This is a genomic window from Kitasatospora sp. NPDC088134, from assembly GCF_044741705.1.
Taxonomy (GTDB): domain Bacteria; phylum Actinomycetota; class Actinomycetes; order Streptomycetales; family Streptomycetaceae; genus Kitasatospora.
The window spans coordinates 79327-98077 of record NZ_JBIUTD010000019.1 but is presented as its reverse complement, the minus strand read 5'-3'; the positions used below and the strand labels follow the sequence as shown (position 1 = coordinate 98077).

Sequence of the window (18751 nt, the reverse complement as noted above, 5' to 3'; positions counted from 1 at the left end):
CGGGCCTACCAGACCGGGGCGACCAGCGCGCCGGTGGCGGCGTCGCGGACGGCGATCGCCTCGACCGGGCACAGCTCGGCGGCCTCGGTCAGCTCCTCGGACGGGCCGGTCTGCGAACGGGCGGGCGCGGCACGGCCGTTGGCGGCGAGCAGCAGATCGGCCGGGGCGGTGCGGGCGCACAGGCCGCTGCCGATGCAGCGGCCCTGGTCGACCGTCACCACCAGGCGGGGCGCGTCCGTCACCAGGCCACCTCCAGGCGCTGCGGGCTGCGGGTGACCAGGCCGGTGCGCCACTCGATCTCCTCGACCGGGGCGGCCAGCCGGAGCCCCGGCAGCACCCGGGCCAGGTGGTGCAGGCCGAGTTCGAGCTCCATCCGGGCCAGCCAGGCGCCCAGGCAGTGGTGCGGGCCCGCGCCGAAGGTCAGCGACGGGGTGCCGAGCGGCGCGAACAGGTCGAGCGGGCCCGGCGGGTAGACCTCCGGATCGGCGTTGGCGGTGATCATGTCGGCGGCGACGACCGCGCCCGCCGGGATGGTCACCCCGCCGATCTCCAGGTCCGCGGTGGCCCGGCGCAGCGCGCCGGGACCGCTGGTCCGGTCGCCGAGCGGGACGGTCCGCAGCAGTTGCTCGGTCGCGGCGGTGGCCGCCGACAGGTCCGTGCCGATCCGCCGCCAGGCCGCGTCGTGCTGCGGGTCGAGCAGGTACACCAGGGCGTTGCCGAAGCTGGTCATGGTGGTCTCGTGGCCGGCGATCACCAGCCCGATCGTGAGCGAGGTGAGCTGCTCCTCCGTCACGCCGCCGGTCTGGTCGGCGGCCTGCACCAGCGAACTCACCAGGTCCTCGCCCGGGTTCTTCCGCCGGGCCTGCACCAGCTGGTACCCGAAGGCGCCGAACTCGCGCAGCGCCGCCCCGACCTCCTCGGCGGTGTAGGCCGTGGTCGACAGCGCGTGGTCGCTCCACCAGCTGATCCGCTCGACGTCCAGGCCCTCCAGCTCCATCAGCCGGCTGATCACCCGCACCGGCAGCGGCTTGGTGAGCGCCCCGATCACCTCGGCGGGCGAGCCGGACCCGGCCAGGTCGTCCACCAGCTCCCGGACCACGCCGTCCACCCACGGCCGCCAGCGCTCGATCGCACGTGGCGTGAAAGCGCGCTGGACGGTGCGCCGGATCGCCTGGTGGTCCGGCCCGTCGCTGTTCAGCATCGAGGACGGGTCGTCCAGGATGTTCGGCGTCAGGGTGATCGGCGGCGCGTCCGGCGCGTACAGCGCGGCCCGCCCGAGGTCCGGGTGGGCCAGCGCCTGGCGGACGTCCGCGTGCCTGGTCAGCACCCACACCGGCGTTCCGGTCGGCAGTGCGGCCAGCCGGGGCGGGCCGGGCTCGGCGCGCAGCATGCAGTGCAGCGGCGCCAGCGGGGGCGTGTCGGGGGCATCGGTGTGCGTGTCGGTGGTCATCCGTCCTCCTGGCGGGGCGCCCGTGGATCGGGACCGCCGACGGCCGGGAGTCCCTCCTCCGACGGTATGCGGCCCGGCACCCTCCCGAGTAGGACGGAAACCGGCCACCGTGACATGTCAACAGCCGTTCCCCCGGCGGACGTTCGTTCGAACGCGGGGCGGCCTACTCGGCGACCAGCGCCAGGGCCTCGATCTCGATCAGCACCTCCGGCAGGAACAGCGCCGCCACCTGCACGGCCGAACTCGCCGGCGGGCGGGCGGTGTCCACGTACGCGTCACGGGCCTTGCGGACCGCCGGGAGGAAGGCGATGTCGGTGACGAAGACGGTCAGCTTCACGACGTCCGAGAAGTCCGCGCCGGCCGCCGCCAGGCAGCGGTGCAGGTTCTCGAAGACCTGGCGGGCCTGCGCCTCCGGATCCCCGGCGCCGACCAGCCTCCGCTCCGCGTCGAAGGCAACCTGCCCCGAGACCTGGACCAGCCGCCCCGTGCCGGTGACCACCTGGGTGTAGCCGGTGCCCGGCGCGACGCCCGGCGGCTCGGCGATGTGGGTGAGGTGAGAAGTGCTCATGGTGCCCCATCCTCGCCCGCCGGAACCGGGCGCCGCACCCCGTTTTGACGCCGGATCGGCCCTCGACGGCGGCTCGGCCCCCGGCGGCTCAGCCCTCGACGGCCGGCAGCTCGCGGAGGAACGGCAGGTCGGCGGCGCCGAGCCGGTCGCGCGGGCCGCCGGCGCGCAGCACCACGTCCAGCACCGCGTCCGGGTCGCAGGCGTAACCGCCGCTCGCCCAGGCCGCGTTGGCCTCCACCACCGCCCAGCCGTGCCCGGTGCGGCCGATGTCGACCACCGCCGCGCTCGGCAGCGGCGCGACCTGCGCGGCCGCCGCCAGCACCTCGGCGGCGAACGCCAGCACCTCCGGGCCCTCCGCCCCCGGAGCGGCCACCGCCAGGTCGCCGTCCACCGCGTACCGGGAGAGCGCCCGGACCGCGCCGTCCAGCACGAACAGCCGGAACTCGGAGGCGAACCGCACCACCTCGCTCACCAGCACCGGCGTGTCCCCGTCCAGCAGTTCGGGGCCGGGCAGCCCGGCGCCGTCCCGGTACACCCGGGCCGCGAAGTGCTTGTCCACCGGGGCCTTCACGAAGGCCGGCGAACGCAGCGCCCGGGCCTCGGCGAGCGTGCCGAACCGCACCCGCCGGCGGGTCAGCTCGCGCGGCAGCGCCACCAGCCAGTCCGCGGCCGGCTCCAGCAGGCCCAGCCCGAACACCCCGCCGACCGCGTCCGCGAACAGCGGCCCGCCGTACAGGTGCACCGCCCCGCCCACCAGCTCCGCCGGCGCCCGCCAGGACGGCGCCGTGAACGCCCGCAGCCCGCGCCGCCCGGCGGCGGTGCGCAACTGCAGGCCGGTCTCGTTGACCCGGGGCGCGAGCAGCAGGGTGGCGGGGACGGTGTCGGTGCTCATACCGCCGATCATGCCTCTTCAACGCGGCGGCGGGCGAAGGAGTTTCCGCCCCGGACGGCCCGTCAGAGGTCGCGGCGCATCACCAGGCGGGGCCAGCGGTCGAGACCGTGGGCCGCCTCCCGGGCCCGGACCAGGCGCAGCCCCGGCGTCAGCTCGGCCTCCGGGACGGGGCGGAACCCGCAGCGCCGGTAGTACGGGGCGTTCCAGGGGACGTCGGCGAAGGTGGTGAGCGTCAGCGCGGGCACGCCCTCGGCGCGGGCCAGGTCCGCGAGGTGCTCGATCAGCGAGCGCCCCACGCCCCGGCGGGCCGCGTCCGGGTGCACCGACACCTGCTCGACGTGCAGCGCCCCGTCGACCCGCTCGGCGACCAGGTAGCCGACCGGGCGGTCCGCGCCGTCCACCGCCACCCAGGCCAGCCCGGCCCCCAGGTACGCCGTCAACTCCTCGATCGAGAACGGCTCGTCGTCCGCGATCCGGTCCATGCCGACCTCGCGGAAGACGTTCCCCGCCGCCCGCTCGATCTCCGCCAGCAGGGGCAGTTCCTCGGGTCGGACCTCACGCACGCGCACGGCCCCATTCAGCCCGGTCCCGCGCCCGGACGTCAACTCCGGGCGGTCCTCCGGGGGGCCCGCAGTCCGCCGACCGTCAGCGTTCGAGGTTGTCGTGGACCCGGACCACCACGGCGGCCGGCAGGCCCTCCTCGACGCCCGTGCCCTCGACCACGATCACGTGCTCCGCGTCGTACCAGATGCAGGTGACCGACTCCTTCGCGCGCTCCTTCGGAGTGGACTCCGGGTCGTAGGAGTCGCAGAGCAGCGTGCCGGGCAGCGAGGTCGGCACCCGGTGCGGGACGTGCCTGCCACCGGCCTTCGCCAGGCCGTCCCGCATCGTGCGCTCGAAGGCCGGCGAGGGCTTCCCGACGACCACGTTCCAGCGGGCCTCGCGGTCGGACCCGCCGAACTCGCGGTCGGCGGCGACGTTCGGCAGCGAGCCGTACAGCGCGGCCTGCGGGTCGACCATCCCGCCCGAGAGCAGCCGGTCGCTCGCCCGCTTCCAGTCCGGGTAGTCCCCGTGCTCCGAGGACGCCCGCAACCGGTCGCCCTCCACCGACTCCGGCAGGCGCGGGGCGTCCGACCCGGCGAAGACGTACACCCCCGCCCCGACCAGCACCCCCGCGACCAGCACCGCCCCGAGCGCGAGCCACGCCCCCTTCCCCGGCCCCCGCCGCCGCACGATCGTCCCGGCCCCGAAGGGATGCGCGGGCGCCGGGGCAGCGTCGAACTGCGGTGCGGCGAAGGGGGAGGAGGGAACCGGCGGCGCGGCGAAGGGGGAGGAGGCAGGCATCGGCGGTGCGGCCGGCAGTGGGGGAACGGCGAACGGCGGTGCGGCCGGCAGCGGGGGAACGGCGAACGGCGGTGCGGGCGGCAGCGGCGGCGGGAGGGTCGGTGCGGCGGGTGCGGCCAGGGTCGCGGCCAGCAGCGGGTCGAGGGTGAGCAGTTCGGTCACCGCCTCGGCGAGCGCGGTCCGCGCGGTGGCGTCCAGCGGTGCGGCCCCGGCCGTGAGCAGGGCGTGCTGCCAGCGCGGCAGCCGGTGCAACTCCCGCACCACCCGCGCCAGCAGCTCCGGCCCCGGCCGGTCCCCGGCCCGGCTCGGCTGCACCAGGGCCGCCACCAGCACGCCCACCGAGCCGTCCGTCACCCCGCCCGTCGACCCGTCCGCAGGCCCGTCCGCTGGCCCGTCCATCGACCCGCCCGTCACCCCGTCCGCCGGCCCGTCCGCTGGCCTGTCCATCGACCCGCCGGTCGCCCCGTCCGTCCGGGCAGTCCCGTCCTTCGACGCCATCGCCGATCCCCCGTCCCCGTGTCCGCCGCCCCCGGCCCCGGGCGGGCGGCCCGGGGGTGTTCCCACCCAAGGTGGCACACCGTGTCCGGGCGCGGGCGGGGCGCGGTGGAACGGAGACGGAACCGCAACCCGGGCCGACGGGCGAGAGGCGACGGGGCGTCAGACCGCCGTCTCGGCGGGGAGCCGGCCGCTGCGGACGGCGGCCAGCAGGGCGGTGTGGTCGGCCTCCGACTGGTCGGCGTAGGCGACCGCGAAGCGGGCGATCGCGTCGTCGAGGCGGTCGTCCTTGCCGCAGTAGCCCGCGATCAGGGCCGCGTCGGCGGTGTGCGCGTGCGCCCGGGCGAGCAGCGCGCCGGTCAGCCGGCCGTAGTCGTCGAGCTGGGCGGGGGTCAGGGCAGCCGGGTCGACACTGCCCTTGCGGTTGCGGAACTGCCGTACCTGGTACGGGAGTCCGGCGACACTGGTCCAGCCCATCAGCGGGTCGGAGACCACCTGCATGCGCTTCTGGCCCAGCACCACCCGGCGCCCCTCGTGCCCGCCCTCGGCCGGGACGGGGAAGCCCGCCCGGACCAGGTGCGGCAGCAGCGCCGACGGCCGGGCCTCCTTCACCTGCAGCACCAGCGGGCCGCCCCGGCGGTCGGTCAGCAGCACCACGTACGAGCGGGTGCCGACGCTGCCGGTGCCGACCACCCGGAAGGCCACGTCCTCGACCCGGAACCGGGCCAGCAGCGGGTGCAGCTCCGCCGGGACGGTGTGCCGGTAGGACGCCAACGCGCCCGCTACCAGCTCGGCCTGACGGTCCGTCACCGCGCTGAGCACCGGCGGCGCCGCCACGAAGCGCCAACCGCCGTCCTCGGTGCGGACGGTGGAGCGGGCGGCGAACTTCGCACCGGTGTTGCGCAGCGCCTTCTCCGAGACCGCCGCCAGCACCTCGTTCAGCTCGTGCGCGCCCGCGAACTCCACCAACTGCTGGTCCGCGATGGCCTCCCAGGCGTTCCAGGCGTCCAGCGCCGGGAGCTTCGCCAGCCGCCGCACCGTCCGCCGGTAGGTCGCCGCCGCGTCGAACGCCGCCTGCCGGCAGGCGTGTTCGTCCGCGCCGGCCTGCCGCCCGGCCAGCACCAGGCTGGCCGCCAGCCGCTTCAGGTCCCACTCCCAGGGGCCCGAGACGGTCTCGTCGAAGTCGTTCAGGTCCAGCGCCAGCCGGCCCCGGGCGTCGCCGTACAGGCCGAAGTTGGCGGCGTGCGCGTCCCCGCACAGCTGCGCGGCGATCCCGCTGACCGGCGTGGTCGCCAGGTCGTGCGCCATCAGCCCGGCCGAACCCCGCAGGAACGCGAACGGCGAGGCCGCCATCCGCCCGACCCGGATCGGCACCAGGTGCGGCAGCCGGCCCGCGTTCGCGGACTCCACCGCCGCCGCCACCTCCGGACGCGAGGCCGAGGGCAGCAGCCGGGCGTGCCACTCCAGCGGCACCCGCTCGCGCAGCAGCTTCCCGCGCTGCTTCGGCCCCTCCGGGAGCTTCGCCGGGTCCAGCTCCAGCAGCGCCGCGGACGGGTGCGCCGGCACCGCGGACGCATCCCCCGCGAAACCGTCCACCGCGAACTCCCGTGACCGCGAGGAGAGTTCCACGCCCTCCACCATGCCCTCCGCCGCGTCCTCCGACGTCCCCCGCGTCCCCACCGACGACACCCCGGCACTCCCTCCCTCGCACCGCGACACCCGGCGCGACACCCGGCGGGGACCGCCCCCACCAGCGGTGACGCTACCGCCCGGCCCGACCCGGAACACGGGCGGGTCCGCCCCGGCGCGCACCCCGCCCGCCCGTACCATGCGGGACATGGCACACGACCTCCACCACCTCGACCCGGCCTACCTCGACTTCTGGCGCGAACGGCACATCTGCACCCTCACCACGCTCCGCCCCGACGGCACCCCGCACGTCGTCCCGGTCGGCGCGACCTACGACCCGGAGACCCGCACCGCCCGGGTGATCAGCAGCGCGGAGAGCCGCAAGGTCCGCAACGTGCTCGCCGCCGGCGAGGCCGGCCTGCGGGTGGCGCTCTGCCAGGTCGACCGGGCCCGCTGGGCCACCCTGGAGGGCCGGGCCGTGATCCGCGACGACGCCGCCGCGGTCGCCGACGCCGTCCGCCGCTACACCGAGCGCTACCGCCAACCCCGGGAGAACCCCGCCCGCGTGGTCGTCGAGATCGCCGTCGACCGCGCCCTGGGCCGCGCCTGACCCGGTCACCGGGCGCACCCGGTGCGCCGACCGTCCCGACGCGCCGTCAAGGCCCGTGCCGGAAGGCCCGTCCCAGGTAATGGAAATGTCAAGCGCCGACCATGTTCCGGTGCCATACTCGGGGCCGAGTTGATCACCGGGGGGCTTCCATGGGAAACGGCACGATGCGGGCGGGCGCGGCAGCGATCGGGGCGGTGGCGCTGCTGCTGGCGGGCGCGGCCGGGTGCACGGGCAGTGGCGGCACGGGTGGCGCGGCGTCCGTCGCGCCGAAGGACGCGGTGCCCGCGCAGCCGCTGCCGGAGCCGCCGTCGCCACCCGCGCTGTCCCCGTTCGCCTCGCCGCCCGAGAAGCAGCCCACCGCCTTTCCGACGCCCTCCGCGCTGCCCCGGGCCGAGGCCGAACGGGCGTACCTGGCACTGATCCGGGAGGGCTACGCCGACACGCACCCGGAGTTCAAGCAGCTCCCGGACGAGCGGCTGCTCGCCCTCGGCGACGGCATCTGCTCCATCCTGCGGGCCGGTCAGCCCGTCCTCAACGCGCAGAACTGGCTCGCGGGCCAGGGCTACCAGGACAGCGGCCAGGTCTCGGCCCTGTTGCTGGCCGCGGCCGGCAACGAGTGGGCGCTCTGCGCGGACCAGTCGGTCCGGATCAGGCAGGAACTGCTGGGGCAGCGGCCGCACTCCTGACCCGGAGGCTGTCGCAGCGGCCCGGGGCCCCGGAGTTCCGGGCGTCGCGGGGCGACCACGGGACGGCCGGTCCGTGCGCCCGTCCCCGGCGATCGGCGGCGCTGCGCGACGGGGCCGCCCGGCTCAAGCGCCTGATCCGGCAGATCGAGGAGGCCGGAGGCGCGTGAAGCCCCGGCGGATCAGGCGCGGGCGGTGACCACGTGGAAGGTGACGGTCGCCAGGAACGGGCCGGTGGCGAGGTGGGCGAGCCAGCGGTCGGCCTCGGCGGGGGAGAAGTAGCCGGCCGCGACCGCCCGGCGGGTGACCCGCTGCAGCCCCAGCACCCGGTCGGCGGCGCCGACCTCGCGGAAGACCGGCGTGATCGGCAGCACGCCCGCCACCTCCAGCCCCGACTCGGCGGCCAGCCGCGGCAGTTGGCTGCCGATCCGGCCGTTGCGCACCGCGTGGTCGGTGACGTACCGGGCGTACGCGGCGGTCAGCGCCGCGTCCGGGTGGTCCACCGTCAGGGTGCCCCAGTCGGGCTCGCCCAGCACCAGCAGGCCGCCCGGCCGCAGTACCCGGCGGGCCTCGCGCAGCGCCAGCGCCGGGTCCGCGACGTGCTGCAGCACCCGGTCGGTGCGGGCCCGGTCGCAGCTCGCGTCGGCCAGCGGCAGCTCGTGCAGGTCGGCCAGCCGGACCGAGACCTGGAGCAGGTGCGCGGTGCGCTCCGCGGCGGTGTCGACGGCCTCCCGGTCGTGGTCCACGCCCAGCACCGTGCCGCCGGGGCCGACCGCGTCGGCGAGCGCCGCCAGGTCGGTGCCCGGCCCGCACCCGAGGTCGACCACCGTCTGCCCGGGCCCGACCGCCAGCGCCGCCAGCATCGCGGCCTTGTACTCCCGGCCGAGTTCGGAGACGGCCAGCCGGTCCAGGTAGGCGATCGGATCTGGCGGCACGGTCTCGAACACGCGGGAGGTCATGACGCGCAGTCAATCAAACCGGGCCCCGCCGAGGGAAGCTCCCGCACCCGGAACAAGGGGCGTACGCCGGGCCCGCAGGGGTGCAACGGCGCAGCCGGGCGCGGCCGGAGCGTCCCGACCCACCGCCGCACCCCGACCACCCGGCATCCTCCGCCGAACGGCACCGCGCGGTCAACAGGCCCGACGAACCGCCGAGTTCGGCCCCCGGCGGCACCCGACCGGGCCCGGTGACTCCGCCAGCGCGCCGCCGTCCTGACCCGGTGCCCCGAAAAACCGCTGGCAGCGGGCCCCGGCCGACTGCCTAGGATGCCCGGCATGTCACTGAGCCGCATCGTCCTCTCCTCCGGCCGTTCGATCGAACTCACCGAGGTCCGGATGTCCTCGACCTATGCGGGGATGCTGGAGGGCTACCCGTGCCGGCGCCTCAACGAGCTGAAGCTGAACAGCCTCCGGCACCGGACCGAGCACGCCTTCTCCGGCACGCCCGTCCACCTCGTCCCACCCGTGGTCGACCGCTCGGACCCGACCCCCGGACCCTTCGGCCCGGTCGAGACCCTGCCCGCCGTGACCTGCACCGGCCTCTTCCGCTCCGCCGCCGTCGACCCCGCCCTCGAGCCGGTGCTGCACCGCTCCGCCCTCGTGGTGATCTGGTTCCAGGCCACCACGGAGCCCCCCACGACCGAGAACGCCGCCCCGGACCTCCGCGCCCTCCCCTGGGAGGATCTGGCCCGGGACCACGAACTCTAGGCTCCAGGAACCGCCCGGCCGGTCGCGGCGCGGGGGAAAAGCAGTGGTCGCGCGGGGTGGGCCACTGCTAGAACTCGGGGCGATGGGGATCGAGGAGCGAGAGCGCAAGGTGTACCGGCCGCTGCGGCGAGCCGGCCTCGAAGTCGTGCCGAACGCCGTGCCCGAGGGGATGATCCCCTTCGTCCACGGATACCGCACCGAAGACGTGACCGGCGGGTTCTGGCACCCGTACGACACCCCGCGGCTGGTCGAGCGGCTCAACGCGGACTGGTACCACCTCGCCCGTTTGTCCGGCCTCCTCGACGACCGGCGCGAGTTCCTCCTCCAACTCCCGCAGGGCACCCGGTCGCACCGGGCCGTCCGGCAGCTCATGGGGGACGGCCGCCCGCCGGCGCTCTGGACCAGAGTCCGCCTCCTGCACCGTTGGGACCTCATGGGCCGCGGCGCCGGGTCGGCGTTCCTCGGGGTGCACGCGGGCCACCCGGGCTTCGGAATGATGGCCCTGGACGGCAGCGTGTACGTCTCCGCCTCGACGGGAGAGACCGGCGTCGACGTGCTCGCGGTGTCCCGCCCCGACCGCTCGGAGAACGTCCTGCGGCATCTCCGGTGGATGGCCCGTTGGGACGGAAACTCCGCCGACTGCCGCGAGTTGAGGGGGCGGATCGCCGCCTGGCTCGACGCGCGGCCGGGGGTCAGCGGGGGACGCGGTAGCGGAGGTGGAGGACCTGCGAGGTGAAGGTGCGGGACTCCAGCAGGGTGAGGTCGACGCGGCGGGCGGCCCGGGGGAAGAACGGGGTGCCGCCGCCGAGGAGGACGGGGTGGACCAGGGGGCGGTACTCGTCGATCAGGTCGAGGGCGGCGGCTTCGGCGGCCAGGGCCGGGCCGCCGAGGGCGATGTCGCCCTCGCCGGGCTCCGCGCGGAGGCGGGCGATCTCCTCGGCGAGGGTGCCGGTGGCCAGTCGGGTCGCCGTGCCGCGGACCTCGGTCAGGGTGCGGGAGAAGACCACCTTGGGCAGCGGGTTCCAGACGGCCACCCAGTCCCGTTCGGCCCGGTCCGCGGCGACGCCCGGCTCCTCCCAGTACAGCATCGTCTCGTACAGCCGACGCCCCATCAGGTGCGCGCCCAGGCCCCGGGCCTCCTCGATGTGGAAGCGGAAGACCTCCTCGTCCGGGGCCGCCCAGTCGAAGCCGCCGTCCGGCCCCATCGCGTAGCCGTCCAGCGAGACGCCCATCGAGTAGGTCACCCTGCGCATCGGAACTCCCTTCTCCACCACGGACTCCCGACCCTACGGCCCCGGCTCCCCGCCCGGCTCCCCGCCCGCCGCCCCGAACGGCCGAACCGGGTCCGGACGGCCGAACAGAACCTCGTAGCCGGGCGGCAGTTGGAACAGGACGCGTTCCATGAGGTCGGTGCCGGCGGCGTCGGCCGCGGCACTCACCACGGCGCCGACGTCCCACAGGACGGTCCGCTCCGTCGCACCCCCGATCCCGACGGCGGCGGCCCGCGCGAACCGCTCGGGAGGCAGCGGTTCGACGGGCCGCGCCGGGGCGAGCAGGACCCGGTCGAAGGGCGCGGGCAGCCGCACGGCCAGATCGTCGCGCACGCCACCCACCAGGTGGGAGCCGAGCAGCCCGAGCACGACCCGGGCCGCCCGCTCCGCCTCGGCGGACGTCCCGTAGGCGCCGCGCTCCCGCACGGTGGCGAGGAACGTGTTCTCCGGCAGCACCATCGCCGGCCTCCTTCCCCACACTTCCGTACTTCCGCACTTCCGTACCGCTACTACCGCTGCGACGGCCCGGGCGGGCCGTTCCGCGGGCACTGGGGAGAGGACGCCGCGCGGAACGGCCCCGCCCGGAGGCGTGCTCAGGCCCCGAGCTGCTTGCGCTCGTCCCGGTGGCCGATCGCGATCCTGCGGGGCTTGGCCTTCTCGGCGATCGGAATCCGCAAGGTCAGCACGCCCGCCTCGTAGTCGGCGCCGATCCCCTCGGGATCGAGGCGGTCGGAGAGCACGATCTGCCGGGAGAACACGCCGAGCGGCCGCTCGGCCAGCTCCCACGTCACGTCGTCGCCCTGGTGGCGGGGACGGCGTTCGGCCCGCACGGTCAGCATGTTCCGCTCGACGTCGATGTCGAGCGCCTCCGGATCGACACCCGGCAGGTCGAAGCAGACCACGTACTCGTCACCGGTGCGGTACGCGTCCAACGGCATCGGCGCGGGCCGGGACCAGGTGCCGTTCGCGTCCAGGAACTGCTGGGCCAGCCGGTCCGGCTCACGGAAGGGGTCGGTGCGCATCAGCATCGCAGAACACCTCCAACGGACGAGGGTGCCAGTGCGCTTCACCTGACACCATCGTCACGCGTCATCGATCCGATGACAAGTTCTCCCGTCATTTTCGACATGACATTTTTCGCCCCGGCCGGGTGGCGGGCCCGCCCGCTCGGCCCGGATGTCGACGACGGCCGAAGGGCCGCCGGAGACCGGGGCCGCGGCGCGGGGACGGGACAGGACGCACCCGGGACGGGGCGGACGGAACGACGGACGGGCCGATGGGCCGTCAGGTCAGGGCGGTGGTGGTCCGGGCGAGGGAGTCGAAGGTGCGGGCCGCGTCGAAGGTGCCGGTCAGGTCCGGGTGCCGGCCCAGGACGTCGTGCGCCAGCGCCAGCCCGGCCGGCTCCACCCGGCGGGTCAGCCCCAGGTGCGGCATCCAGCGCCCCGGCAGGTAGCGCGGATCGGGCTCCGGCGCGTCCGCCAGCAGCCGCCACACCGCCCGGTGCAGGTCGATCAGCTCCGGCGCGGGCACCACGCCCCAGGCCAGCACCCGGCGCCGGCTGCGCGCACCGAACGACAGCAGACCGGTGAACCGGACCGCCAACGGGAGCGCCCCCGACAGGAGTTCGGCGACGGCCGCCTGCTGCTCCGGCGTGATCGCCGCGCACACCGCGAGCGTCAGGTGCGGACGGTGCGTCGGGTGCGGATTGTCCGCCAGCGAGTCCACCCCGCCGTCGGCGAGCTGCCGCCACACCGTCCGCACCGCCCGGTCCAGCGCCGGATCGCAGGTCAACTCGATGGTCCGCATGCCCCCCACGGTAGGACCCGCCCCCCGCGCGGCCCCGACCGCCCCGTGTGATGGGCTGTTCCGATGCGAACCGCCGAAACGCGCCCGCCGTCGCCCACCGGGACGCCCGGCCCCGCCGGTCCCACTGCCTCCGCCAGCCTCGTCGCCTCCGAACGGTGGGCCCGGGCCGGGTGGCTGCTGGCGGCGGCCGTCGTCGTCGCGCTCGGGCTGCTGCTCCCCGGCCCGGCCCCGGCGGCGCTCGCCGCGCTGCTCGGCGGGGCGCTCTACACCGCGCTGCTGCATACCCTCCTGATGGCCGCCGCCCCCCGACTCGGCCCCTGGGCGGCGGGCACCACCGCGCTCGCCGCCAGCTGGGCGGTCGAGTTCTTCCAGCTCAGCCACGTCCCCGCCGACCTCGCCGCCCACAGCCGCCTCGCCTGCCTGGCCCTCGGCACCACCTTCGACCTCCCCGACCTGCTCGGCTACCTGCTCGGCGCCACCGCGACCACCGCCACCCACCTCGCCCTGCGCCGCCTCCGCGCCCGCCACTGAGCCGATGCCGCCCGCCTCGCGCAGCGCGGGCCGAACGGCTGCCGTGCGGGCGGCGCCGACGGCGTCGAGCGGCCACTGCCGACTTCGTCCTGCGTCGGCGTCCTGCGTCGGGGTGGCAGGGCATTCCGGTCGGTGACAGGGCATCAGGTGGGGCGGGGCAGGCGGACAATCGTTACATTTGGGGCATTCGGGAGCAGTATCAGGCTTCGCGCGTACGCGCACAGAAGGCGCGAGCCGCCTTCGGAAAGGGTCCCCATGCATCCCCCTCTCAGCCCCGCCGTCCTCGCCGAGCTGCGCCGGCCCCGGCCGTACCCGGCGGTGTCGATCCTGATGCCCACGCACCGGCGGGAGCCGGACAACGCCCAGGACCCGGTGCGGCTGCGCAACCTGGTGGCCGAGGCGAAGGAGAAGGTCCAGGCCGACCCGGAGGTCTCCCGGGCGGACCGGATCGACGTGCTGGAGCAACTGGACAAGGCGCTCGCCGAGGTCGACCTGGTGCACGCCGAGGACGGCCTGGCGATCCTGGTCGCGCCCGGCGAGCACCAGGTCTGGTCACTCGGTCGCACCGCCCCCGCCCGGGTGGTCCTCTCCGACACCTTCCTGACCCGCAACCTGGTGTCCGCGCAGATCGCCGAGCGCCCCTACTGGGTGCTCGCGGTGGCCGCCGACCGGGTGGTCCTGTGGAGCGGCGACCAGGAGCGCGTCACCGAGCACACCGGCCACGGCTTCCCGCTGGTGCGGGTGTACGACAACCCGGACCCGGAGCGGCAGGAGCGGATCGGCGACACCCCCAGCACCTTCCGCGACGAGGAGACCAAGACCTTCCTGCGGCAGGCCGACACCGCGCTCGGCCAGGTGCTCGCCGCCGACCCGCGCCCGCTGTACGTGGTCGGCGACGCCCCCGCGCTCGCCCTGCTGGACGCCGTCGGCCCGATCACCCGGTCGACCACCGCGCAGCTCCCGCACGGCGGCCTCGCCCAGGCCGACGCCGAGACGGTCCGCCAGGTGGTCGAACCCGCGCTGCGGGCGCACGCCGACCGGGAGATCACCGCCGCCCTCGCCCAGCTCGACAAGGCCCGCGGCCGGCAGGCCTTCGCGGCCGGCCTGGACGAGGTCTGGCAGACCGCCGCCGAGGGCCGGATCGCCCGCCTGGTGGTGGAGGAGAACTTCCGCACCACCGTCCGCGACGACGGCGACCACCTCGTCCCCGCCGAGGCCGACCAGGACGGCGCCCGCGAGGACATCGTCGACGAGGTCATCGAACGCGCCCTCGACACCGGGGCCGACATCAGCTTCGTCCCCGACGGCACCCTCTCCGACGCCGGACGGATCGCCGCCGATCTCCGCTACTAGGCCGTGTCTCGTAATTGATCTTGTGGTGGGTCATTGCTCTTCGGTTCGCAGCCACAGGATCAGCGAGGCGAGGACGACGCCGGCCCGGTAGCGGTTGGCCGGCTTGTCGAATCTGGTGGCCACTGCCCGGAATTGCTTCAGCTTGGCGAAGCAGCGTTCGACGACGTTGCGCCCCTTGTAGGCGGTCTTGTCGAAGGCCGGCGGTCGCCCGCCGCGGCTTGCGCGGCGGGCTCGGTTGGCGATCTGGTCCCGGCGTTCGGGGACGGTCGCCCTGATCCGTCGGCGCCGCAGCAGAGTGCGGATCCTGCGGGAGGAGTACGCCTTGTCGGCCACGACCCGGTCGGGCCTGGTACGCGGTCGCCCGGCCCCGGCGCGCGGGACGCGGATGGCGTCGAGGACGGCGGGCAGCATTGTGCAGTCGGCCGTGTTGCCGGTGCTCAGCACGATCGACAGCGGCAGGCCCCGGCCGTCGACTCCCAGGTGGATCTTGGTGGTCAGCCCGCCCCGGGACCTGCCGAGCGCCTCGCGGCGCGCAACTGCTGCCGGATCATCCGATTCGTCCTCGGGCCGGTCCCCTTTTTGCGTGCTCCTGCCGCGTGCTGATGGGCTCTCGCGGCGGTGGAGTCGATCGAGACCGTCCACTCCACAGTTCCCACTGCGTCGTTGCGGACCTGGACCTCCCGCAGGAGCGCGGCCCAGGTGCCGTCCTTCTCCCATCGGGCGAAACGCCGGTAGACGGTCTGCCACGGCCCGTAGCGCTCGGGCAGATCACGCCACGGGGCACCCGTGCGCAACCGCCACAGCACCCCGTTCACCACCTGCCGGTGATCCCGCCAAGGACGCCCGGCGCCATCCCGCTGCGGCAGCAACGGCTCAATTCGCGCCCACGCGGCATCCGTTATCTCTCCACGACCCACCACATGATCAATTATGAGACACGGCCTAGGGCCTGTTGCGAAAGTGGATCAAGGTCGTAGATGATCATGGCCCGTGGGACGTGGTGATCTGACGAATGGCCAGTGGGAGCGACTGGAGCCGTTGCTGCCGGTGGGCAAGAAGCCGGGCCGCCCGCGGACCTGGACCCGCCGACAGTTGATCGACGGCATACGGTGGCGGACTCGGACCGGAGCGCCCTGGCGTGACCTGCCTGAACGTTACGGGCCGTGGGACCGGGCCTACGACCTGTTCCGGCGCTGGCAGCGCGACGGCACCTGGAAGCGGATCTTCGAGCAACTGCAGGCCGAGGCCGACGCGAAAGGCCTGATCACGTGGGACGTGAGCGTCGACTCCACCATCGCTCGCGCCCACCAGCATGCCGCTGGAGCGCGTAAAAAGGGGATCTCCAGAAGGAGCCTCCCGGCGGCGTCGACACCGAGCCCGACGACCACGGTCTCGGCCGCTCGCGCGGCGGGCTGACCACGAAGCTGCACCTGGCGGTCGAGCAGGGACAGAAACCGCTGTCCCTGCTCGTCACCGCCGGCCAGCGGCACGACAGCCCCCAGTTCCAGCCGGTCCTGAACGCCATCCGGGTGCCCAGGGCGGGTCCCGGCCGCCCTCGCGCGAAGCCGGACAGGGTCCGGGCAGACAAGGCGTACGGCTCCCGCGCGAACCGCTCCTACCTACGCCGACGCGGGGTGAAGTGCACCATCCCGGAGAAGGCGGATCAGATTCGCAACCGCCGAAAGCTCGGCTTCCACGGTGGCCGTCCACCCCGCTTCGACAAGGACGACTACAAGCAGCGGCACGCCGTCGAGTGCGGGATCAATCGCCTCAAGCGCCACCGTGCGGTCGCCACCAGGTACGACAAACTCGCCGTCCGCTATCACGCAACAGTGCTGGTCGCCGCGATAAACGAGTGGCTGTGAGACACCCTGGCTGCGACCATGCAGCAGTGAACGCAGATCTCCCGGACGGATGGACGATCGAGCGGGTCCGTTCGGCGTCAGGCGACGCCGAGGCGGATCTGCTCTCGCCTGAACGACTCGTCGTTGTCGAGCTGTTCGGCTCCGTCGACTACGACGTCCTCCGGCCCGACCTCATCCTGTCCTTTCATGACCTGTGCCTCGCCCGAGCTGATGACGAGTGGTTCATGGGACAGCTCGACGCCGACGGCTCACTCATCTGCTGGGCTTCCTACGGCTCTGACCTGGCCGAAGCCATCCGCAGGCTGTGAGCTTCCCGCAGGTCCCTGATCACTTTCACAACAGGCCCTAGTGCTGTGACCGGAAACGTTCACCGGTTGTGAGCTGGGCGGCCGGGTCGGTCGAAATCCGAATGCTGACCAACCAGGAGGGTGGGCAGCCACAACGGATCGCGTGCCGGGTAGGACCGCTGGTGGGGCAGCTCAGTCGAAGCTGCCCTCCCAGGCCGGTAGCCATTCGGTGGAGACTTCCTCTGCCAGAGCACCCCGCAGCCACTCGACGCAGGTCAACTCGTAGTCGATCCACTCGCCGTGGATGCGTACCCACACGGAGACCGTCCATCTTCCGTCCGGCCGGGGCACGAGAAACAGCTGGTCGGAGTACGGAGTGTGTCCCCAGTGCAGCATCCCTCCTTTGCTGGGCAGGATCGGGTGGGGAATGGACGGGCTGGCCTCCAGGGTCTTTCGCATACTCTCCGGATGGCCGTCGCGGAAGGTCCTGGGGCCGAAGATGACGAGGTAGCCCGCGATCGAGTCGTCCCCGTAGGCGACGGTGAGATCCTTGAAGTCCTGGGGCAGCTGCAGCCCCCACTTCTGCTCCAGGTCCTCGTAGGTGTCCTCCTCGCCCAATGGAGCCGGCTCACCCAGAAACACCGCGATCGGTGACAAGTCGGTCATCAACAACTCCTTCCCTCGACTGCTGCACGCGCCGAAGCGTAGAGGTGCGCTGTGACGATCACCGCCCCGGTGGCTTGCTGGTGCCGTAGTCGGAGGGGTCTTCTGCTTTTGCGGGATGCGGTCTCCAGTGCCCGCTGTCCAGCGTCCAGCCGGCGATCGGGGACGTTCATCAGGTCGGTGGGTGGTCAGGCTGCTCGCGCGAGGGGGCGTCCGCCGTAGCGGATGCCCTTTTCGCTGCGGACGCGGGCGCGTTCTCGGCGTTGGGCTTGGAGGAGGTCTGGGTCGCGGGTGTGGGTGTTGCGCCAGCGCAGGTAGGCGTGCAGTGCGCGGGTCTGGACGGTGTGGTTGGGGTGGTGGGAGTTGGCGATGGTGAACTGCCGCAGTGGGCCGAAGTGCGCTTCGATGGGGTTGGCCCAGGACGTGTAGGTCGGGGTGAAGCACAGTTCGACCCGATTGCGGTGGGCCCACTGGCGGATGCGCCAGTTCTTGTGGGCGGACAGGTTGTCCAGGATCACGTAGACGGGGGCGCCGTCCGGGCGGGCCTTGCGGATGGAACGCAGTGCGGCCCAGGTGTGGTCGATGCCCTTGCGGCGGTGGTTGACGCCCCAGAGGGTGTCGTCGCCGACGGAGTAGCAGCCGTGAAAGTAGGTGATCCCGTGGGTGCGGCGGTAGGTCGCCGGCAGGCGGTTCGGTCGGCCCTTCGGCATCCAGCCGGATCCGGCGGTCGGGCGGATGCCGAGCGGTCCGAACTCGTCGAAGGCGAACACCCGGTCCGGGAAGCGTTCGAGGACGTGCTCGATGCGGTCGAGCTTGGCGTCGAAGTCGGGGTCGTTGGAGTCCTTCCAGGTCTTGGTGCGTTGGAAGGTGATCCCGCGGCGGGCCAGCAGGGTGCGCAGGGCCTCGCGGCCGAGCCGTATGACGCGGCCGTGGACGCGGCGGAGGTAGGCGGCCAGTTTGCGGATCGACCAGCGGGTGAAGGGCTGGCCGAGCGCGGTCGGACGGGTGGTGGCCGTCTGCGCGACGAAGTCCTCGTCGTCAGTACCGAGATGGCGGGGACGACCTCCCGCCCATCGAGGGTCCAGGCTGGCCATGCCCGTCTCGTTGAAGCGGTGGATGACGTCGCGAACGGTGTCCTCGTCTGCCTGGACCAGCCGCGCGATCACCGGGACCGTATTCCCGCCGGCCGACGCCAGCACGATCATCGCCCGCCGGAAGCGCACCGCGCTGGTCGTCCCACGACGCACGATGCGTTGCAGCCTGTGGCCCTCATCCTCGGACAGCCCGCGGACCCTGACCAGTTCTGCCACCGAACCTCCGAACACCGGTTGGATGTTCGAACCATCCAACCGGGGCCAGGCACTCCGACGCCAACCCACCGAACCGGTGAACGTTTCAGGTCACAGCACTAGTGCCGCGTCAGGCGACCTTTGCCGTCAAGGAGCGGCGTCCGGTGCGTGCTCTCGGCGTGCCGGCCGGAAGCCCTCGTACTGGGTGTACTTGGGTTTTCGGCCGGTGCGGCGAGCGGGTCCCTCCTGCCCGAGGGCGGGCAAGGAGGGCGGGTGCCGGGCGTCGCGACGGGCGAAGGTTGCCTGACG

General features: G+C 73.9%; 23 protein-coding genes. 8 read left to right on the top strand and 15 right to left on the bottom strand.

Going from position 1 to position 18751, the window contains the following annotated elements; translation table 11 throughout:
- Nucleotides 1-5: 5 nt before the first annotated feature.
- From ACIOHG_RS26205 to ACIOHG_RS26175, 7 genes are all read right to left on the bottom strand, one after another.
- A complete protein-coding gene (locus ACIOHG_RS26205; protein WP_400954056.1) occupies nucleotides 6-242 on the bottom strand; it encodes a ferredoxin in 237 nt (78 codons plus the stop codon).
- Nucleotides 239-1450 (bottom strand): cytochrome P450, encoded by a 1212-nt coding sequence (locus tag ACIOHG_RS26200; protein ID WP_400954055.1) that lies wholly within the window; start codon nucleotides 1448-1450, stop codon nucleotides 239-241. The genes ACIOHG_RS26205 and ACIOHG_RS26200 overlap by 4 nt, the downstream gene beginning before the upstream one ends.
- A 163-nt stretch (nucleotides 1451-1613) precedes the next feature.
- Nucleotides 1614-2018, bottom strand: coding sequence for a RidA family protein (locus ACIOHG_RS26195; RefSeq protein ID WP_400954054.1), 405 nt, complete (start codon nucleotides 2016-2018; stop codon nucleotides 1614-1616).
- A gap of 88 nt (nucleotides 2019-2106) precedes the next feature.
- The gene (locus tag ACIOHG_RS26190; RefSeq protein WP_400954053.1) at nucleotides 2107-2910 is read right to left on the bottom strand and encodes an ATP-grasp domain-containing protein; all 804 of its coding nucleotides are present in this window, start codon (nucleotides 2908-2910) and stop codon (nucleotides 2107-2109) included.
- A 62-nt stretch (nucleotides 2911-2972) separates the two neighbouring features.
- On the bottom strand, nucleotides 2973-3479 hold the full coding sequence (locus ACIOHG_RS26185; protein WP_400954052.1) for a GNAT family N-acetyltransferase: 507 nt from the start codon (nucleotides 3477-3479) through the stop codon (nucleotides 2973-2975).
- A gap of 76 nt (nucleotides 3480-3555) precedes the next feature.
- Nucleotides 3556-4752, bottom strand: a complete 1197-nt coding sequence (locus ACIOHG_RS26180; protein WP_400954051.1) for a hypothetical protein — start codon at nucleotides 4750-4752, stop codon at nucleotides 3556-3558.
- Between the two features lie 159 nt (nucleotides 4753-4911).
- Nucleotides 4912-6390 carry a DUF2252 domain-containing protein gene (locus tag ACIOHG_RS26175; protein WP_400954101.1) on the bottom strand — a complete coding sequence of 493 codons (1479 nt, stop codon included), beginning with the start codon at nucleotides 6388-6390 and terminating at the stop codon, nucleotides 4912-4914.
- 196 nt (nucleotides 6391-6586) lie between these two features.
- On the opposite strand from ACIOHG_RS26175, the gene ACIOHG_RS26170 reads away from it, so the two are divergent.
- The gene (locus tag ACIOHG_RS26170) at nucleotides 6587-6988 is read left to right on the top strand and encodes a pyridoxamine 5'-phosphate oxidase family protein (protein WP_400954050.1); all 402 of its coding nucleotides are present in this window, start codon (nucleotides 6587-6589) and stop codon (nucleotides 6986-6988) included.
- Between the two features lie 149 nt (nucleotides 6989-7137).
- The gene (locus ACIOHG_RS26165; protein ID WP_400954049.1) at nucleotides 7138-7674 is read left to right on the top strand and encodes a hypothetical protein; all 537 of its coding nucleotides are present in this window, start codon (nucleotides 7138-7140) and stop codon (nucleotides 7672-7674) included.
- Nucleotides 7675-7853: 179 nt separating this feature from the next.
- Here ACIOHG_RS26165 and ACIOHG_RS26160 read toward each other — a convergent pair whose 3' ends face one another.
- On the bottom strand, nucleotides 7854-8630 hold the full coding sequence (locus ACIOHG_RS26160) for a methyltransferase domain-containing protein (protein WP_400954048.1): 777 nt from the start codon (nucleotides 8628-8630) through the stop codon (nucleotides 7854-7856).
- Between the two features lie 315 nt (nucleotides 8631-8945).
- Here ACIOHG_RS26160 and ACIOHG_RS26155 point away from each other — a divergent pair, with 315 nt between their 5' ends.
- Together ACIOHG_RS26155 and ACIOHG_RS26150 are read left to right on the top strand one after the other, a co-directional pair.
- Nucleotides 8946-9377: a hypothetical protein gene (locus tag ACIOHG_RS26155; RefSeq protein ID WP_400954047.1), complete on the top strand. Its 432-nt coding sequence runs from the start codon at nucleotides 8946-8948 to the stop codon at nucleotides 9375-9377.
- An 82-nt stretch (nucleotides 9378-9459) separates the two neighbouring features.
- Entirely contained in the window at nucleotides 9460-10113 is a 654-nt protein-coding gene (locus tag ACIOHG_RS26150; RefSeq protein WP_400954046.1) for a hypothetical protein, read from the top strand.
- Here the strand turns inward: ACIOHG_RS26150 and ACIOHG_RS26145 are convergent.
- The 4 genes from ACIOHG_RS26145 to ACIOHG_RS26130 all read right to left on the bottom strand — a co-directional run bounded on the left by ACIOHG_RS26145 (nucleotide 10070) and on the right by ACIOHG_RS26130 (nucleotide 12454).
- Complete coding sequence (locus ACIOHG_RS26145; RefSeq protein WP_400954045.1) at nucleotides 10070-10630, bottom strand: dihydrofolate reductase family protein; 561 nt, start codon at nucleotides 10628-10630, stop codon at nucleotides 10070-10072. The two genes, ACIOHG_RS26150 and ACIOHG_RS26145, sit on opposite strands and share 44 nt — an antisense overlap.
- A 33-nt stretch (nucleotides 10631-10663) precedes the next feature.
- A complete protein-coding gene (locus tag ACIOHG_RS26140; protein WP_400954044.1) occupies nucleotides 10664-11107 on the bottom strand; it encodes a DUF2267 domain-containing protein in 444 nt (147 codons plus the stop codon).
- Between the two features lie 134 nt (nucleotides 11108-11241).
- The gene (locus ACIOHG_RS26135; protein WP_400954043.1) at nucleotides 11242-11676 is read right to left on the bottom strand and encodes an Hsp20/alpha crystallin family protein; all 435 of its coding nucleotides are present in this window, start codon (nucleotides 11674-11676) and stop codon (nucleotides 11242-11244) included.
- A 256-nt stretch (nucleotides 11677-11932) separates the two neighbouring features.
- The gene (locus tag ACIOHG_RS26130) at nucleotides 11933-12454 is read right to left on the bottom strand and encodes a 2'-5' RNA ligase family protein (protein ID WP_400954042.1); all 522 of its coding nucleotides are present in this window, start codon (nucleotides 12452-12454) and stop codon (nucleotides 11933-11935) included.
- A gap of 63 nt (nucleotides 12455-12517) precedes the next feature.
- Here ACIOHG_RS26130 and ACIOHG_RS26125 point away from each other — a divergent pair, with 63 nt between their 5' ends.
- Both ACIOHG_RS26125 and ACIOHG_RS26120 read left to right on the top strand, forming a co-directional pair.
- On the top strand, nucleotides 12518-12985 hold the full coding sequence (locus ACIOHG_RS26125; protein WP_400954041.1) for a DUF2809 domain-containing protein: 468 nt from the start codon (nucleotides 12518-12520) through the stop codon (nucleotides 12983-12985).
- Nucleotides 12986-13240: 255 nt separating this feature from the next.
- Entirely contained in the window at nucleotides 13241-14338 is a 1098-nt protein-coding gene (locus ACIOHG_RS26120; protein WP_400954040.1) for a chemotaxis protein, read from the top strand.
- 30 nt (nucleotides 14339-14368) lie between these two features.
- On the opposite strand, the gene ACIOHG_RS26115 is transcribed toward ACIOHG_RS26120, so the two are convergent.
- A protein-coding gene (locus ACIOHG_RS26115) for an IS5 family transposase (RefSeq protein ID WP_400954100.1) occupies nucleotides 14369-15255 on the bottom strand; the annotation gives its coding sequence in 2 pieces (ribosomal slippage) (nucleotides 14369-14907 and nucleotides 14907-15255; 888 coding nt in all).
- Between the two features lie 73 nt (nucleotides 15256-15328).
- Here ACIOHG_RS26115 and ACIOHG_RS26110 point away from each other — a divergent pair.
- Both ACIOHG_RS26110 and ACIOHG_RS26105 read left to right on the top strand, forming a co-directional pair.
- A protein-coding gene (locus tag ACIOHG_RS26110) for an IS5 family transposase (protein WP_400954039.1) occupies nucleotides 15329-16203 on the top strand; the annotation gives its coding sequence in 2 pieces (ribosomal slippage) (nucleotides 15329-15718 and nucleotides 15721-16203; 873 coding nt in all).
- 26 nt (nucleotides 16204-16229) lie between these two features.
- Entirely contained in the window at nucleotides 16230-16511 is a 282-nt protein-coding gene (locus ACIOHG_RS26105) for a hypothetical protein (protein ID WP_400954038.1), read from the top strand.
- Between the two features lie 171 nt (nucleotides 16512-16682).
- Here ACIOHG_RS26105 and ACIOHG_RS26100 read toward each other — a convergent pair whose 3' ends face one another.
- Together ACIOHG_RS26100 and ACIOHG_RS26095 are read right to left on the bottom strand one after the other, a co-directional pair.
- On the bottom strand, nucleotides 16683-17156 hold the full coding sequence (locus ACIOHG_RS26100; RefSeq protein WP_400954037.1) for a hypothetical protein: 474 nt from the start codon (nucleotides 17154-17156) through the stop codon (nucleotides 16683-16685).
- Between the two features lie 185 nt (nucleotides 17157-17341).
- Nucleotides 17342-18463, bottom strand: a complete 1122-nt coding sequence (locus ACIOHG_RS26095; RefSeq protein ID WP_400954036.1) for an IS630 family transposase — start codon at nucleotides 18461-18463, stop codon at nucleotides 17342-17344.
- Nucleotides 18464-18751 lie beyond the last annotated feature (288 nt).

Bases quoted from the DNA above. Each gene is read 5' to 3' on its own strand.
- ACIOHG_RS26200 (WP_400954055.1), bottom strand. From the start codon at position 1,450: ATGACCACCGACACGCACACCGATGCCCCCGACACGCCCCCGCTGGCG.
- ACIOHG_RS26195 (WP_400954054.1), bottom strand. From the start codon at position 2,018: ATGAGCACTTCTCACCTCACCCACATCGCCGAGCCGCCGGGCGTCGCG.
- ACIOHG_RS26190 (WP_400954053.1), bottom strand. From the start codon at position 2,910: ATGAGCACCGACACCGTCCCCGCCACCCTGCTGCTCGCGCCCCGGGTC.
- ACIOHG_RS26180 (WP_400954051.1), bottom strand. From the start codon at position 4,752: ATGGCGTCGAAGGACGGGACTGCCCGGACGGACGGGGCGACCGGCGGG.
- ACIOHG_RS26175 (WP_400954101.1), bottom strand. From the start codon at position 6,390: ATGGTGGAGGGCGTGGAACTCTCCTCGCGGTCACGGGAGTTCGCGGTG.
- ACIOHG_RS26170 (WP_400954050.1), top strand. From the start codon at position 6,587: ATGGCACACGACCTCCACCACCTCGACCCGGCCTACCTCGACTTCTGG.
- ACIOHG_RS26165 (WP_400954049.1), top strand. From the start codon at position 7,138: ATGGGAAACGGCACGATGCGGGCGGGCGCGGCAGCGATCGGGGCGGTG.
- ACIOHG_RS26160 (WP_400954048.1), bottom strand. From the start codon at position 8,630: ATGACCTCCCGCGTGTTCGAGACCGTGCCGCCAGATCCGATCGCCTAC.
- ACIOHG_RS26155 (WP_400954047.1), top strand. From the start codon at position 8,946: ATGTCACTGAGCCGCATCGTCCTCTCCTCCGGCCGTTCGATCGAACTC.
- ACIOHG_RS26150 (WP_400954046.1), top strand. From the start codon at position 9,460: ATGGGGATCGAGGAGCGAGAGCGCAAGGTGTACCGGCCGCTGCGGCGA.
- ACIOHG_RS26145 (WP_400954045.1), bottom strand. From the start codon at position 10,630: ATGCGCAGGGTGACCTACTCGATGGGCGTCTCGCTGGACGGCTACGCG.
- ACIOHG_RS26140 (WP_400954044.1), bottom strand. From the start codon at position 11,107: ATGGTGCTGCCGGAGAACACGTTCCTCGCCACCGTGCGGGAGCGCGGC.
- ACIOHG_RS26135 (WP_400954043.1), bottom strand. From the start codon at position 11,676: ATGCTGATGCGCACCGACCCCTTCCGTGAGCCGGACCGGCTGGCCCAG.
- ACIOHG_RS26130 (WP_400954042.1), bottom strand. From the start codon at position 12,454: ATGCGGACCATCGAGTTGACCTGCGATCCGGCGCTGGACCGGGCGGTG.
- ACIOHG_RS26125 (WP_400954041.1), top strand. From the start codon at position 12,518: ATGCGAACCGCCGAAACGCGCCCGCCGTCGCCCACCGGGACGCCCGGC.
- ACIOHG_RS26120 (WP_400954040.1), top strand. From the start codon at position 13,241: ATGCATCCCCCTCTCAGCCCCGCCGTCCTCGCCGAGCTGCGCCGGCCC.
- ACIOHG_RS26100 (WP_400954037.1), bottom strand. From the start codon at position 17,156: ATGACCGACTTGTCACCGATCGCGGTGTTTCTGGGTGAGCCGGCTCCA.